General features: G+C 59.1%; 19 protein-coding genes and 1 pseudogene. 16 read left to right on the forward strand and 4 right to left on the reverse strand.

The window, feature by feature from the left end:
- Positions 1-34: 34 nt before the first annotated feature.
- The 11 genes and pseudogenes from E3Z29_RS29780 (at position 35) to recX (ending at position 7807) form a co-directional block, all read left to right on the forward strand.
- Positions 35-1130 (forward strand): annotated as a pseudogene (locus E3Z29_RS29780) (phage tail protein).
- Between the two features lie 8 nt (positions 1131-1138).
- Positions 1139-1705: a tail fiber assembly protein gene (locus tag E3Z29_RS08610; RefSeq protein ID WP_134785563.1), complete on the forward strand. Its 567-nt coding sequence runs from the start codon at positions 1139-1141 to the stop codon at positions 1703-1705.
- A 22-nt stretch (positions 1706-1727) separates the two neighbouring features.
- Entirely contained in the window at positions 1728-2624 is an 897-nt protein-coding gene (locus tag E3Z29_RS08615) for a phage tail protein (RefSeq protein ID WP_097086502.1), read from the forward strand.
- Positions 2625-3071, forward strand: coding sequence for a phage tail assembly chaperone (locus E3Z29_RS08620; protein WP_134785564.1), 447 nt, complete (start codon positions 2625-2627; stop codon positions 3069-3071).
- 18 nt (positions 3072-3089) lie between these two features.
- Entirely contained in the window at positions 3090-4292 is a 1203-nt protein-coding gene (locus E3Z29_RS08625) for a carbohydrate binding domain-containing protein (RefSeq protein WP_134785565.1), read from the forward strand.
- A gap of 9 nt (positions 4293-4301) precedes the next feature.
- Positions 4302-4520 carry a hypothetical protein gene (locus E3Z29_RS08630; RefSeq protein ID WP_098967518.1) on the forward strand — a complete coding sequence of 73 codons (219 nt, stop codon included), beginning with the start codon at positions 4302-4304 and terminating at the stop codon, positions 4518-4520.
- Positions 4521-4553: 33 nt separating this feature from the next.
- On the forward strand, positions 4554-5120 hold the full coding sequence (locus E3Z29_RS08635; protein WP_134785566.1) for a glycoside hydrolase family 19 protein: 567 nt from the start codon (positions 4554-4556) through the stop codon (positions 5118-5120).
- Positions 5099-5617 carry a lysis system i-spanin subunit Rz gene (locus tag E3Z29_RS08640; RefSeq protein ID WP_098967519.1) on the forward strand — a complete coding sequence of 173 codons (519 nt, stop codon included), beginning with the start codon at positions 5099-5101 and terminating at the stop codon, positions 5615-5617. Before E3Z29_RS08635 ends, E3Z29_RS08640 begins: the two co-directional genes overlap by 22 nt.
- Before the next feature lie 68 nt (positions 5618-5685).
- A complete protein-coding gene (locus E3Z29_RS08645; protein ID WP_096795871.1) occupies positions 5686-6186 on the forward strand; it encodes a CinA family protein in 501 nt (166 codons plus the stop codon).
- 83 nt (positions 6187-6269) lie between these two features.
- Entirely contained in the window at positions 6270-7328 is a 1059-nt protein-coding gene (gene recA, locus E3Z29_RS08650; protein ID WP_003222269.1) for a recombinase RecA, read from the forward strand.
- Positions 7329-7336: 8 nt separating this feature from the next.
- Entirely contained in the window at positions 7337-7807 is a 471-nt protein-coding gene (gene recX / locus E3Z29_RS08655; RefSeq protein WP_027611085.1) for a recombination regulator RecX, read from the forward strand.
- A gap of 55 nt (positions 7808-7862) precedes the next feature.
- Here recX and E3Z29_RS08660 read toward each other — a convergent pair whose 3' ends face one another.
- Entirely contained in the window at positions 7863-8981 is a 1119-nt protein-coding gene (locus E3Z29_RS08660) for a TIGR00730 family Rossman fold protein (RefSeq protein WP_134785567.1), read from the reverse strand.
- A 357-nt stretch (positions 8982-9338) separates the two neighbouring features.
- Here E3Z29_RS08660 and E3Z29_RS08665 point away from each other — a divergent pair, with 357 nt between their 5' ends.
- Complete coding sequence (locus tag E3Z29_RS08665; protein ID WP_027611087.1) at positions 9339-9533, forward strand: hypothetical protein; 195 nt, start codon at positions 9339-9341, stop codon at positions 9531-9533.
- Here the strand turns inward: E3Z29_RS08665 and E3Z29_RS08670 are convergent, their stop codons facing one another.
- On the reverse strand, positions 9534-9959 hold the full coding sequence (locus tag E3Z29_RS08670) for a PA3611 family quorum-sensing-regulated virulence factor (protein ID WP_027611088.1): 426 nt from the start codon (positions 9957-9959) through the stop codon (positions 9534-9536).
- 189 nt (positions 9960-10148) lie between these two features.
- Between E3Z29_RS08670 and E3Z29_RS08675 the strand changes: the two genes are divergently transcribed.
- The 3 genes from E3Z29_RS08675 (at position 10149) to E3Z29_RS08685 (ending at position 12207) form a co-directional block, all read left to right on the forward strand.
- On the forward strand, positions 10149-10895 hold the full coding sequence (locus E3Z29_RS08675) for a tRNA-uridine aminocarboxypropyltransferase (RefSeq protein ID WP_177408950.1): 747 nt from the start codon (positions 10149-10151) through the stop codon (positions 10893-10895).
- Between the two features lie 224 nt (positions 10896-11119).
- Positions 11120-11770 carry a response regulator transcription factor ErdR gene (erdR, locus tag E3Z29_RS08680; RefSeq protein ID WP_027611090.1) on the forward strand — a complete coding sequence of 217 codons (651 nt, stop codon included), beginning with the start codon at positions 11120-11122 and terminating at the stop codon, positions 11768-11770.
- A gap of 74 nt (positions 11771-11844) precedes the next feature.
- Positions 11845-12207 (forward strand): diacylglycerol kinase, encoded by a 363-nt coding sequence (locus E3Z29_RS08685; RefSeq protein ID WP_003222276.1) that lies wholly within the window; start codon positions 11845-11847, stop codon positions 12205-12207.
- On the opposite strand, the gene E3Z29_RS08690 is transcribed toward E3Z29_RS08685, so the two are convergent.
- Positions 12204-13130: a LysR family transcriptional regulator gene (locus E3Z29_RS08690; protein WP_007964377.1), complete on the reverse strand. Its 927-nt coding sequence runs from the start codon at positions 13128-13130 to the stop codon at positions 12204-12206. The genes E3Z29_RS08685 and E3Z29_RS08690 overlap by 4 nt on opposite strands.
- Before the next feature lie 133 nt (positions 13131-13263).
- On the opposite strand from E3Z29_RS08690, the gene fpr reads away from it, so the two are divergent.
- Complete coding sequence (gene fpr / locus E3Z29_RS08695; protein WP_007908723.1) at positions 13264-14043, forward strand: ferredoxin-NADP reductase; 780 nt, start codon at positions 13264-13266, stop codon at positions 14041-14043.
- A 171-nt stretch (positions 14044-14214) separates the two neighbouring features.
- On the opposite strand, the gene tsaA is transcribed toward fpr, so the two are convergent.
- A complete protein-coding gene (gene tsaA, locus E3Z29_RS08700; protein ID WP_103367818.1) occupies positions 14215-14913 on the reverse strand; it encodes a tRNA (N6-threonylcarbamoyladenosine(37)-N6)-methyltransferase TrmO in 699 nt (232 codons plus the stop codon).
- Positions 14914-15079 lie beyond the last annotated feature (166 nt).

The raw sequence follows: 15079 nt of genomic DNA on the forward strand, positions 1-15079 counted from the left end.
GCCCATCAATGTTCCAGGTAAAGGAAAGTTAACTATGGATTATCCAAAAAGCGTCCCCAGCGTCGGCCTGGTCGATGGCCGCTTTGTCGATGAAAACCCTGTGGCAGGCACGCCGGGTTCGTTGATTCCGGCGGTGTGGGGCAACAGCGTGACTCAGGAGATCCTGAGTGTGATTAACGGCAGCGGGTTGGTGGCTGCTGAAGCCGATACCGGGCAGTTGTACAAGGCGATTCAGTCGATCATCGGCAGAGCGAGCCCGATGCGTTCGGTCATCACCCGACTGGCCGCGTCGAAAACCCTGACCGAGGCCGAGCTTGGCCTGGTGCTGATAGACGGCAGCCCGGGACCTGTGACTTTGCTGCTGCCACCGGCCAACGCCGCACTCGGTGTGCGCGACGTGATTGTTCGGCGGGTGGACAACAGCGGTAATCGCATGGTCATCCAGGCCTCAGGTACCGACGGGATTCGTTTTCACACCCATCTGTCGGCCAGCGGTTATCCGTTCTTCGTATTGATGGGCGGCGGTGACTGGTGGCATTTGCGCAGTGATGGGGCGGGGAGTTGGTGGCCGGTCGGTCGTTTCGACAATACGCCATTGGGGCGGCCGTTTTTCGAGACGACCCTGATGCTCAGTCCCGGTGGATACGGTGCATTGAATGGCACCGTGATGAAGCGTGCGGAATGGCCGTGGCTGTGGGATCACGCCCAGCAATCGGGAATGCTGGGGACTGAAGCCTTACGCGTGGGCTCCGAGGGGAAATGGACCACGGGTGACGGTGCGACGACCTTTCGTGGTCCCGAAGGGCGAGGGGAATTTCTGCGGGTTCTGGATGAAGGTCGTGGTGTGGATGCCGGGCGGGCGATGGGTACTTTTCAGACTGGATCGACGCATTCCTATGCGCAAGGTGCCAATGGCGCAGGCGCTGTGGGCGCGTACTGGTCAGATAGCCTGACCAGTTTTGGCGCGGATACCCGGGAAGAACCGCAAATACGTTACAGGGCTGGTCAATGGCGGCCCGATCTTTCCGGTGAATACCACTTACCAGAGGGATACCGCAGGAGTTTTGCTCTACGCCTTCAAATCCCGCCCGCGCAACATCGCCTATCCCGGCCGCATCAAACTCATCTGAGGCACTTCATGTTCAATTATCTATTTGATGGCTCGGGCGCTCTGTCCGGGCCTGTCGAGTTCATTGTCACGCCGGGCATTGGCATCCAGTTACCCGGTAATGCTGTTGAGCTGGCGTACGAGTTGCCTGAGCCGGAAACCGGTCGTAGCTGGGCACTGATCAACGGCGTACCGCGTGAGGTGATCGACCGCCGTGGCATGGTTTATCGCAAGGACGGCGGCGCGCAACAGATCTGGACCGAGCTGGGTGAGTTGCCTGACACCCTGACCGCGCAACCATGGCCAGGCGAGTTCCACATCTGGCGCGACAACGCCTGGGTGCTGGATGAGCAGGCTCGTTTAGCGAGCGTCAGACAGCAATCTCTCGGCCAGCGCGACGCACTGCTGCGCGACGCCGTCCTGCGCATCGCCCCGCTGCAATACGCCGAGGATATTGGCGATGCCAGCCACGACGAACAACTGCTGCTGATCGAATGGAAGCTCTACAGCGTCGAGCTGAACCGGATCGAAAAACAGGCTGGTTTTCCTGACGAAATTACCTGGCCGGTTGCGCCCGAATCAGCAGTAAACACCTGACTCACACACAAGGAGAAGTACCGTGGACTACCCAAACAGTGTCCCGAGTGCCGGTCTGGTCAACGGCCGGTTTGTCGATGAAGACCCGCTGACCGGCAAGCCGGGGTCGTTGATTCCGGCGAAATGGGGCAACAGCGTTACCCAAGAGTTGTTGAATATCATCAATGCTGGCGGCACCGCTCCGACGGAAGCGAAAGATGATCAGGTGTTAACCGCATTACGCAGCAACAAGTTGTTTTTGACTTCACCGCAGTTCTCCAATGATCAGTCGATGGCCACCACTGAGTTTGTTACGCGGGCGGGATTACAGTTCTCCGGTTTTGCTTCTTACGCCGCCAGCACGGTATTGAACGCTGCGAATATTGGCGGTGTCGCGAGTTTCTCCAGTGCCAGCGCGCTGACTGCGACGCTGCCGTCTACCAATGGTGTGGCCCATGCGAGCACCATTCACGTAATCAACGCAGGTACCGGCGTGTTGACCGTCAATCCTTCCGGTAACGATGGGCTTCTCACCTGTAATGGCACATCCGGCCCGCTCAAGTTGGGTATTGGTGACACTGCCTACCTGATCAAACTCACGGGACAGTGGCGCCTCTATGGCGGCTCGGTGAGTGATCGATATGCGTCGGCGCACTCCGGTGTGTACGGCAACATTGGCTACCAGCGTTATGCCAGCGGCAATATCGATCAATGGGGTGTTGGCACGACGGATGCCAATGGCGATGTCAACGTCGTCTTTCCGATCTCTTTCCCTACCGCGTTTTCTTCGATCATCGCCATGCACGTAGGAGGCGATGGAGCGATGGTCGTCATGTACGCGAACTCTGCGTCGAAGCAGGGGTGCCGTCTGAAAGTTCGAAGCTACAGCGGCGAAGTGTCTGCAGGTTGGGGTATCAACTTCTTTGCAAAGGGTTATTAAATGAATCCGTTCAATGTCTTGTTCAGCGCCAGCACCCGTGGGGTTTATGTTCCCGCTATCAACTCATCGGATATTCCGGATGACGTCATTGAAATTCCCCAGGCCTATTGGATCTCACTGCTGCAGCAACTGGCTGTGAGTGCAAAAGTGGTCGGCGTGCACGCGGATAGCGGTTATCCGACTCTGGTTGATCCACCACCTTATTCGGCAGAAGAAGCGGCCGATGCTGAACGTCGCTGGCGTACAGCACAACTGGCTGCCACCGATGGTCTGGTTGCACGTGATCGTGATGAGCTTGAAGACGGCGGTGGCACGACGCTGACCAGCGAGCAATATGCCGAGCTGCAAACCTATCGCCGCGAATTGCGCGACTGGCCGCAGGGTTCTTTTTTTCCTTTCAGCGAGCATCGGCCTGTAGCGCCGCGTTGGTTGGCAAATGCGGTTTGAGCCGTAGAGGAAACATACATGGATTATCCAAAAAGCGTTCCCAGCGTCGGGCTGGTGAACGGCAAGTTCGTCAATGAAGACGCCATCGCCGGCCTGCCCGGATCGCTGATCCCGGCGAGCTGGGGCAACAGTGTTACTCAGGAAATACTCAACGCCATCACCGCAGCCGGTTTGAAACCTGATGAAGCACAAACCGATCAGTTGGCGCAGGCGATCCGCCAATTATCGAAGCCTGATCCACTGCAGCAATTTCCGGCGCAGGTGTATCGCCGGAATGTGCTGATCAATGGCGGCTTCGATATCTGGCAGCGCGGAACGACCAACCAAGGCCCCAATATTGGTGGGTATGTAGCCGATCGTTTTCGTTGCGACTGGAATGGCAATGCTGCCGTGGCCATCTCTCGCCAGGATTTTGCCCCTGGCCAGACAGACGTGGCGGGTGAGCCGAGCTATTTCTTGCGCTGGCAGCAAACCACGGCGGGCGTTGGCGCTACCGAGCACAAGATTTCCCAAAGCGTTGAATCCGTCAGGACTCTGGCTGGAAAAACCGCCACCGTAACATTTTGGGCGCGCTCCGACGCCGCGCGCCCGTTGAAGGTAACCATCGGTCAGTACTTCGGCAACGGTGGTTCGGAAGCCGTCGTCAAAGTGGTCGATGTCTTTGCATTGAGCACTGCATGGACCAAATTCAGCGCAACATTTCAGGTGCCAGTGATCGCTGGGAAAATGCTCGGTGCCAATGATTACTTGAGGTTGGCTTTTGATCTGCCACTTAACGTTTTGCAAACTGTGGATCTTGCGCGGGTTCAACTCGAGGAAGGACCGGTTTCCACGCCATTCGAATACCGCCCGGTTGGTGAAGAGCTGATGTTGTGTCAGCGCTACTTCGAGAAGTCCTTTGCCAGTCGTTTACAGATTCGTGCAAACAATGGTGTCGGAACCTGCATCGTTACGTTCACTCAGGCTGCGGCCGGGAATACCGGTCAATACGGCATGGTCATAGACATGCAGGCTCAGAAGAGAGTGCAACCCACCGTTGTTCTGTATTGCCCTGGAAATGAAAGCAGTCAGGTCTGGAACTATTCGCAGGGAGTGGCTTGCACGGGGACCACTGTGCAAAGTGTGACACAGCGAAGTTTCGCTATCGGTACCGTGACGCCTGTGAGCAGTCAGCCCGGTAACGGGCTGCAGATTGAATGGACAGCGGACGCAGAAATCTAGGGGTAGCTCATGACATATCAACTGACCGCCTGTGGTGTATTGCGCGTTGAAGATGCCGCGTTTATTCCGCAGGACACGACCAATCGCGACTGGCTTGAGTATCAGCAATGGCTGTTAACCGGCGGGCAAGTACTGCCATTGAATGACGCACTCGAAGAATCTGTACCCAACAACACCCTGACAACTCTGGCAAAAAAATGGCTGGGGGCCGTTGTCCGTCAACCATGATTCAATCGGAGCATCCAGGGAGGATTACGCATCATGCAAATAACAGAAGACAACCTTAAAACCATCATGCCCAACGCCCGCTCCCAAGCGGGCGTTTTTGTTTCTGCACTGAATAACGCAATGAATCGCCGCCATATCGACTCGCCAAAACGCATCGCCGCGTTTCTTGCGCAGATCGGTCACGAGTCGGGCCAGTTGCAATACGTGCGCGAGCTGGGCAACAACCAGTACCTGAGCAAATACGACACTGGCACGCTGGCGTTACGTCTGGGCAACACGCCCGAGGCCGACGGCGATGGGCAGAAATACCGCGGTCGCGGGCTGATCCAGATCACCGGGCGCAGCAACTATCGGCAGTGCAGCCTCGGCCTATTCGGCGATGAGCGCTTGCTGTCCTTGCCGGAATTGCTTGAGCAACCGCAATGGGCAGCGGAATCGGCGGCATGGTTCTGGGAACAGAACGGCCTGAACGATCTGGCCGACCGCGACCAGTTCAACAGCATCACCCGCCGAATCAACGGCGGGTTGAATGGCCTGCAGGATCGGCTCGACATCTGGGCGCGGGCGAGGGCGGTGCTATGTCCGTCTCCTGGCGTTTAACCGGCTTTTTGTTGCTGACCTTGGGGGGCGCTGCGTTGGCCTGGCAGTTTCAGGACTGGCGTTACGAGCGACAACTCGCGGAGCAGGCGCGGTTAAACGCCGACACTCTCAATCAGCTGAATGTGGCCGCAGCCAGCGCGCAGCAGGTCGAGCAGGATAAACGTCTGGCCCTTGAGCAACGCCTCGCGGCCAGTGAACAAACCCACTATCGAGCACTCAGTGATGCCCAACGTGATCAGGATCGCCTGCGCGATCGTCTTGCCACTGCTGATCTGCGCCTGTCAGTCCTCATCGACGCCGGCGACGCTGCCCAAGGCTGCGGGGTGCCAGCCGCCACCGGCCCCGGCGGCGTGGATCATGCAGCCGTACGCGCCCGACTTGACCCGGCGCATGCTCAACGAATTATCGCCATCACCGACACCGGTGACCGCGGACTGATTGCCTTGCAGGCCTGTCAGGCCTATGTCAGAGCGCTGGCGCCCGAACATTTTGAATGAGTCTGTGTATTGAAAGCGCAACCGGGTCGTGTACGGTGGTAGTCATTCCATCCGATCCGGAGCGCACCGTGAAAGAGATCACTCAACTGGCTGCCGAGCTCGGCCGACGTTTGCAGTTGCTCAACGCCCACGTCACCACGGCCGAGTCGTGTACCGGTGGCGGGATTGCTGAAGCGATCACGCGGATTCCGGGGAGCTCGGCGTGGTTCGAGGCCGGTTACGTGACCTACTCCAACCGGCAGAAGACCCGGCAACTGAATGTCCCCACCGAATTGTTCGGCACGGTGGGTGCGGTCAGTCGCGAAGTCGTCGAGGCGATGGTGCGTGGTGCGCAGAAGCACAGTCTGGCGCGGTTTGCCGTGGCGGTCAGCGGCGTGGCGGGGCCCGATGGCGGTACACCGAACAAACCGGTGGGCACGGTGTGGCTGGCCTGGGGCGTGGGCGATGCGGTTTCCAGTGAGGTTCAGCACTTCCCCGGCAACCGCGATGAAGTCCGCCGACAAACGGTGAAGGCCGCGCTAGAGGGGCTGTTGCGACTAGCGGCACGAGAAATCGAAAATCAGGGGTAGGCGATCCGCGAACGCTGTGGAATAATACTGGCTACTTATACAGGTGTTGGCCGTCAGGCCTTATTGATTACGTGAGGACTTTAATGGACGACAACAAGAAGAAAGCCTTGGCTGCGGCCCTGGGTCAGATCGAACGTCAATTCGGCAAGGGTGCCGTGATGCGTATGGGCGATCAGGACCGTCAGGCGATCCCGGCTATCTCCACCGGCTCTCTGGGTCTGGACATCGCACTCGGCATCGGCGGTCTGCCAAAAGGCCGTATTGTTGAAATCTACGGTCCTGAATCTTCCGGTAAAACCACACTGACGCTGTCCGTGATCGCCCAGGCTCAAAAAGCCGGCGCGACCTGCGCCTTCGTCGACGCCGAACACGCCCTCGACCCTGAGTACGCCGGCAAGCTGGGCGTCAACGTCGACGACCTGCTGGTTTCCCAGCCGGACACCGGTGAACAGGCGCTGGAAATCACTGACATGCTGGTGCGCTCCAACGCAGTAGACGTGATCATCGTCGACTCCGTGGCTGCACTGGTACCGAAGGCTGAAATCGAAGGCGAAATGGGTGACATGCACGTGGGCCTGCAAGCCCGTCTGATGTCCCAGGCGCTGCGTAAAATCACCGGTAACATCAAGAACGCCAACTGCCTGGTGATCTTCATCAACCAGATCCGCATGAAGATCGGCGTGATGTTCGGCAGCCCGGAAACCACCACCGGTGGTAACGCGCTGAAGTTCTACGCTTCGGTCCGTCTCGACATCCGCCGTACCGGCGCGGTGAAGGAAGGCGACGAAGTGGTCGGCAGCGAAACCCGCGTCAAGGTTGTGAAGAACAAGGTGGCGTCGCCGTTCCGTCAGGCCGAGTTCCAGATCCTTTACGGCAAAGGCATCTACCTCAATGGCGAGATGATCGACCTGGGCGTGCTGCATGGTTTCGTCGAGAAATCCGGCGCCTGGTATGCCTATGAAGGCACCAAGATCGGTCAGGGCAAGGCCAACTCGGCCAAGTTCCTGGCAGACAACCCGGAAGTCGCTGCCAAGCTCGAGAAGCAGCTGCGTGACAAACTGCTGTCCCCAGCGGTGATCGCCGACTCCAAGGCTTCTGCGGTCAAAGAGACCGAAGACGACCTGGCTGACGCTGATATCTGATCGCAGCGATGACCACCGCTGTACTCGATACCCTCGTCGCGGTGCGGCGAACCGCCATGGACCTGCTCGCTCGACGCGAGCACGGTCGAGTCGAACTGACGCGTAAACTGCGTCAGCGCGGCGCTGAGGCGGAAATGATCGAAACAGCCCTCGACCGGTTGACGGAAGAGGGACTGCTTTCCGAAGCCCGTTACCTTGAAAGCTTTGTTTCCTACCGTGCCCGCTCCGGCTATGGCCCCTTGCGCATTCGCGAAGAGCTGGGTCAGCGTGGTTTGCAACGCGCCGATATCGAACTCGCCCTGCGTGAAAGCGGTATCGACTGGCAGGAGCAGCTTCGCGAGACGTGGCAACGCAAGTTCTCCGGACACTTGCCGATTGACGCCAAGGAGCGGGCCAAACAAGGCCGCTTCCTCGCCTATCGGGGTTTTTCGATGGAGATGATCAACCGCTTGTTCAGCGGCAGAAGCATGGACGATTAAGTCGGTTTAATAGAAACGGCCCGCTATGAAAATAGCGGGCCGTTTTTTTTTGCCTTCAAATTACCTTTGATGGCTCACGTGCACGTTGGGCGGTCTGCGGTTGGGTGTGAGCCCAGTTTTCGGGGAGGTTGATGTAATCCACCAGTTCCCTGAGACGGCCATGATTTCGGGCATTGAACGCGAAAGCCAACCGCACCAGGTGGCTGTACTGCGCTTCGTCATGTTCCTCGCCGCTGTAAGCGTGTTGATGGAACTGGTCACTCAGGCACAGATCGGCGAAAGCCTCCTGCATATGCGCCATCGCCACGTCACTGAGCTTGTGATGCATACGAATCACGAACTGACGCTTGAGCCAGCGACTGGAGTGGAAGTTGCTGTAGAACTGGTTGATCTGCTCCACCGCCTCATCGACGTTATAGACCAGACGCATCAGTTTCAGGTCGGTGGGCAGGATGTAGTGGTTTTCTTCGAGTTGCTGGCGAATGAAGTCCAGGGCGCCTTGCCAGAATGTTCCGCCCGGCGCATCCAGCAACACCACCGGCACCAACGGGCTTTTGCCGGTCTGGATCAGTGTCAGTACTTCCAGTGCCTCGTCCAGGGTGCCGAACCCGCCAGGGCACAGCACCAGCGCATCGGCTTCCTTGACGAAGAACAGTTTGCGGGTGAAGAAAAAATGGAACGGCAGCAGATTGCCGGTGCCGTCCACAGTCGGGTTGGCATGCTGCTCGAAGGGCAGGGTGATGTTGAACCCGAGGCTGTGGTCACGCCCGGCGCCTTCGTGCTCGGCGGCCATGATCCCGCCACCCGCACCGGTGATGACCATCATGTCTGATCGCGTCAGGGCCGCGCCGAGTTCACGCGCCATTGCATACAGGGGGTGCTCGACCGGCGTGCGCGCCGAGCCGAATACCGTGACTTTGCGTCGTCCCTTGAATTGTTCCAGCACCCGGAACGCCTGCTCCAGTTCACGCAGGGCCTGCAGGGTGATCTTGGCGTTCCAGCGGTTGTGATCCTCTTGGGCCATGCGCAGCACGGTCAGGATCATATCGCGATAAATCGGCAGGTTCGGGCTGTCGGGGGAAATCTGCTTGAGCTGTTCTTCGACCTTGCTGATGAGGTCGGGGCCGCTTTCCTGAAAATGTCGGCTGAGCAGGTCATTCGGTTGGTAAGGCATTCAACGTCTCCTTCTGCACAGAGCGGGTGGCCCTGACGTGCGGCGTCAGTGCCGCGCTGCAAAAAAAACACACTCGGCAGCTCCTTTTGCTGCCGTGAACAGGTGATCGGGAATACTTTGAATCTAGACCCTTGCGAGCCATTGCGCTGAGTTGATCTTTACGCCGCGCAGGCTTTCCTGGCAACCGTCGCGGGTTGGCTGGCAATGAATATTCACCACTCGTCCGAACGTACGCCGTAGAGCAATCACTCTGATTTACTAACCTACAGGCACTGTACGACAGCTTTGAGTCGGCAACCGTACGCAGGGTGCGCGCTTTTCAAGGATTCGCGGGTAGCAGGCATGGAGGCGGGAGAGATGGCCAGAGTGGTTCTGGAAATCGATACGCAGTTGTATCGGATGCTGAAAGCATCAGCCGAGACCAATCAAGTGAGTCTCGAAGAGGAGTGCTGCCGTCGGTTGGCAGGTGGAGAACGACGTTCTCGCTACTTGCAGGCCCTGGTGGCCGAATTGCGCGCCGAAGATGAACAACGGCGCGCCAATACCCGATGATTACTTCTTCTTCGCCGGGGCAGCTTTCGGGCAATCGGAATCCTGGTAGCTGGCCGAGCCGATGGCCTTGTTGGTTTTATATTCACTGAAGTCGTAACGCATGATCGCACCCTTGGCCATAAGCTTGCGGTACGACGGGTTATTGCACACCGAAGCACCCAGCTGGAAATACACGGCTTTTGGATCGGCGCGCATCTTCTCGGCGTGGCTGGCCTGCACGCTCAGGTGGTTGATCAGGGTAACGCCTTCAACGGTGTAGCCCTGATCGAGAATGTCTTCATTGATCGCCCGCGGCGTGCCGACGCTGCTTTGCTCGGCGATGTTGCGCAGTTCTTTGTTCAGATTCTGCTCTTTCAAGGACGCCGCTTGTGCGCTGAAGGACAACGCCAGTGCGATGGCCGCGGTAGGAACGATAAGGCGCAGCATGAAACTCTCCTGATTCAGTGACTGGTGGTTCGACCAGCCCCGTGGCTGTGCGTTCAGTGGCGCCGGATTATAGGGGAGCCGGTCGGGACGGTACAGGTTTGCGCTCGTCGCTCTGGTAAACTGCCGGCCTTTATTGCCTTGCCGAGTGCTGTGTGTGTCGAGTTTTCCTGCCATAAGGCGTTGCCCGTGATCCATCATGCCCCCAACGCCGTAGCCCGCTTGCGTGACCAGCGCGAGGACGAAGGTATCAAGCCGATTCAGGCCCGTGGTTTTCGCTCCGAGCGTTGCCGCGACTGCCGGGTGATCATCAGCCACTGCCTGTGCGCCTGGCGGCCGACCGTCGAAACCCGTTCCGGTGTGTGTCTGATCATGACCGGCAAGGAAGTGTTCAAGCCGAGCAACACCGGCTGGCTGATCGCCGATGTGGTGCGCGACAACCACGCGTTCATCTGGTCGCGCACCGAACCCGATCCGCGGATGCTGGCGCTGCTCAACGACCCGCAATGGCAGCCGTACCTTGTATTTCCCGGCGAATATGTAGAACCGTCGCGGGTGACCAACACCGTCGTGCCCGATAGCAGCAAGCGTCCGTTGTTCATCCTGCTGGATGCGACCTGGACCGAGGCGCGCAAGATTTTCCGCAAGAGTCCGTACTTCGACCGCTTGCCGATTCTCAGCCTGCTGCCCGACAGACTCTCGCGTTATCGCCTGCGCCGCTCGACCCGCAGCGAGCACCTTTGCACCGCCGAAGTCGCGGCTTTGTGCCTGGAACTGGCCGGGGACAGCGATGCAGCGTCGGCGCTGGACGCTTACTTCGATGTGTTCAGCCAGCACTATCTGGGCGCCAAACAACAGTTGCCGCTCAACGAGTCGACTCCGGCCCACGCCGAGCTCTTGCCTTATATACGAAAGCCGCAAGCGGTGTTGGCCCCATAGTGGCCCATACTTCACCCAGCGGCGGCCGTGCTGCTTGACCACCCCGGCTACGCTGGGCATGCTTGGCGCCGATTGGGGTGCGGCCAAGGTTTGAAACGCCGTGTTTGCTCGTGATTGGCGTTGAACGTGCCCCTGTGGATAGCGCTGTGCGGCGGTATCTCGAGTTGCTTTGGCGAGGCCCGAATGCGTCGGGTCTGCCATCAAAAAACAGGATCATTTGAAAAATGGCCACATACGACATCCTGATTGCCGATGATCACCCTCTGTTTCGTAGCGCGCTGCATCAAGCGGTGACACTGGGCCTTGGCCCGGATGTGCGACTGGTGGAGGTGGCGAGCATCGCCGAGCTGGAAGCGCGCCTGACCGAAAAATCCGACTGGGATCTGGTCCTGCTGGACCTGAACATGCCCGGCGCGTTCGGGTTTTCCGGTCTGGTCATGCTGCGCGGGCAGTACCCGCAGATTCCGGTGGTGATGGTTTCGGCGCAGGAAGAAGCCTCGGTCATGGTCAAGTCTCGCGAGTTTGGCGCCAGTGGCTTCATTCCCAAGTCCAGCGACCTGAATGTGATTCAGCAAGCCGTGCGCAAGGTGCTCGATGGCGATGTGTTCTGGCCCCCGCAGGCATTCGAAGCCGTCAGTGTCTCCGATGAAGCCAAAGCCGCCAGCGACGGCCTGGCCAGTCTCACCCCGCAGCAGTTCCGCGTACTGACCATGGTCTGTGAAGGCCTGCTGAACAAGCAGATTGCCTACGAGTTGAGCGTGTCCGAAGCGACCATCAAGGCCCACGTCACGGCGATCTTTCGCAAGTTGAATGTGCGCACCCGGACTCAGGCGGCATTACTTCTGCAACAACTTGAGTCAATTCCGAGCCAATAAAGGCTGGCGTCTTCACGCTTTTTTGACTTTTGTTGCTCTAGCTTTCCCACTCCTTTCTGGTTGGTTTTTACGTTATGTCACCTTTCAAGGGCCAGACCGGCCTGAAACGCATCCTCAACGCTTCCGGTTACTCGCTGGACGGCCTGCGCGCAGCCTTCACCGGCGAAGCCGCATTTCGCCAACTGGTCCTGCTCAATGTGGTGCTGATTCCGCTGACGTTCTTCCTGAATGTCAGTCGCGTCGAACAGGCACTGCTGATCGCCGTGTGCCTGCTGGCGCTGATCGTCGAGTTGCTGAACTCGGCGGTAGAAGCGGCGATTGACCGCATTTCCCTGGAACTGCACCCGCTGTCGAAGAACGCCAAGGACATGGGCAGCGCCGCGCAATTCGTGGCCCTGAGCATGATTGCCCTGGTGTGGGCGGTGATTCTGCTTTAAGCGATACTCGGCAAGACGATCTCGTCGCTGCGCTGCACCCCGGCGGTGAAGGCGCGGCACAGATCGAGAAACTCGCGCATGGCCGAGGTCTGGTACTTTTGCTTGTGCCAGATGAAGTAAAACTGCCGCGCCAGGTCCAGATCCGGGGTTTCCACCGCCACCAGGCTGCCGCGTCGAAACGCATCACGCAGCGCCAGCCGCGAAATACAGCCAATCCCCAGCCCTGATTCCACCGCGCGCTTGATCGCTTCGGTGTGTTCCAGCTCAAGACGGATATTCAGCGCACTGCGATGATGACGCATCGCCTGATCGAAGGTCAGGCGCGTGCCGGAACCCTGTTCGCGCAGAATCCACGCCTCGTGCGTCAACTCTTCCATGGTCGCGCTGCCGCGTTTGGCCAGCGGATGCTGCGGCGCGCAAAACACCACCAGTTCATCTTCGACCCAGCTCTGCACTTCGATGTCCGGATGGCTGCAGTCGCCTTCGATTAGACCCAGATCAATTTCGTAGTGGGCGACTTGATGCACGATATTGGCAGTGTTCTGTACGTGCAGTTTTACCTGGCTTTCCGGGTGGCGCTGCATGAAGCCGCCGATCAACAGGGTCGCCAGATAATTGCCGATGGTCAGGGTGGCGCCCACCGAGAGTGAGCCGAAACCGGATTTGCCGTTGAGCAGGTCTTCGATTTCCTTGGACTGGTCGAGCAGGGCCACCGCTTGCGGCAACAGCTGTTTACCGAGGGCGTTCAGGCTCAGGCGTTTGCCGGCGCGATCGAACAGCTGGCAGCTGGACTGGCGCTCCAGTTCGGTGATCGAGGTGCTTGCCGCCGACTGCGAGAGGTTGAGCAGACCCGCAGCACGGGATACGCTCTCCTGCTGGGCGACGGCGACGAAGACTTGCAGTTGACGAAGAGTAAATCGCATATCGATATAACCGATAACCCTTATCTTAATAATCCAGTTAACAGATATTGTCGTCGCTATTAGAATGCGATGCAATTGCGCACTGTTGGCCGCAAAGGCGAGCGCAGACCCAATATCCAGGAGTCCCACGTACATGAGCAACATGAACCACGAGCGTGTCCTCAGTGTTCATCACTGGAACGACACTCTGTTCAGCTTCAAGTGCACCCGTGATCCGGGCCTGCGCTTCGAGAACGGTCAGTTCGTGATGATCGGCCTGCAACAGCCCAACGGCCGCCCGCTTATGCGCGCTTACTCGATCGCCAGCCCGAACTGGGAAGAGCATCTCGAGTTCTTCAGCATCAAGGTGCAGGATGGTCCGCTGACCTCGCAGCTGCAGCACCTGAAGGAAGGCGACGAGATCATCATCTCGAAGAAGCCTACCGGCACCCTGGTGCTGGACGACCTGAACCCGGGCAAGCACCTGTATCTGCTGAGCACCGGCACCGGTCTGGCGCCGTTCATGAGCGTGATCCAGGACCCGGAAACCTACGAGCGCTTTGAAAAAGTGATCCTGGTGCACGGCGTGCGTTACGTCAACGAAGTCGCCTACCGCGAATTCATCACCGAGCACCTGCCGCAGAACGAGTTCTTCGGTGAAGCGCTGCGTGACAAGCTGATCTACTACCCGACCGTGACCCGCGAGCCGTTCGAGAACCAGGGCCGTCTGACCGACCTGATGCGCAGCGGCAAGCTGTTCAGCGACATCGGCCTGCCACCGATCAATCCGCAGGACGACCGCGCGATGATCTGCGGCAGCCCGAGCATGCTCGACGAGACCAGCGAAGTGCTCGACAGCTTCGGCCTGAAGATCTCGGCGCGGATGCGCGAGCCGGGTGACTACCTGATCGAGCGTGCATTCGTCGAGAAGTAACCCGCAATACCTGTGGGAGCGGGCTTGCTCGCGAAGGGGGCTGTCAGTCGACGTCAATGTTGAATGGCGCACCGCTTTCGCGAGCAAGCCCGCTCCCACATTGGTTTCGTGCTACACAGAAAAGCCCGCGTTGCGTGAGAAGGCAGCGCGGGCTTTTGCGTTTCCGGGGATTCAGGTGTTGGCGGGGATGACTTCCAGTACCCGGATCTGCTCCGGCGTCGGGTAATGCCAGCGCACGTCCAGATCCCAGAACTGCGCACCGTATTCGCGCTCTGGTGTCGGCGTCTGATACGCCGGACGCGGATCCTGGGCCAGACACTGCTCGATCAACTCGACCAAAGGCTCGCCGAGGCGCTGAGCATGGCCGTGCGCCTGTTGCAGTGCGGCGTCCGTCCACCGCACGTCAATCAGCTGTGGCGCGGCGCTGGCGATGCTGTTGGAGGCGTCAGCGATGATGTCGGCGTAAGGTACATAGGGTTTGATGTCGAGAATCGGCGTGCCGTCGAGCAAATCGATCCCCGAGATGAACAGCCGATGGGCCTCGACCTTGTCCAGCTTCACCACCGACTGCCCGATGCCATTGGGACGGTGGGTCGCACGGGTGGCGAACACGCCCATGGACTTGTTACCGCCCAGACGCGGTGGCCGCACCTTCAGGCGCGGCTTTTCTTCCAGCGCCTGATGAAACAGGAACAACAGCCAGACATGGCTGACCTGCTCCAGCCCTTGCACGGCGTCTCCCTGATCGAACGGCGCCACCAGCTCCAGCACGCCACGGGCGGCGGGGGCCAGTTGCGGCTGGCGCGGGATGGCGAACTTCTCCTTGAAACAGGAACGCACGAAGCCGATGGGGGAGACGTTGTAAGTCATGGTCTGGAGTCGAGGTGAGAGCGGGGTGGGGATGATAACCCGAGGTGGCCGGGCGGACGCCTTCGCGAGCAAGCCCGCTCCCACAGGGATCTCGAGTGGAGTCCGGTTTTGTGTCAGCCACAAAACCTGTGGGAGCGGGCTTGCTCGCGAAGGCCGCGCCGCCGAT

It is taken from the genome of Pseudomonas sp. S150 (assembly GCF_004526365.1).
GTDB lineage: Bacteria > Pseudomonadota > Gammaproteobacteria > Pseudomonadales > Pseudomonadaceae > Aquipseudomonas > Aquipseudomonas putida_A.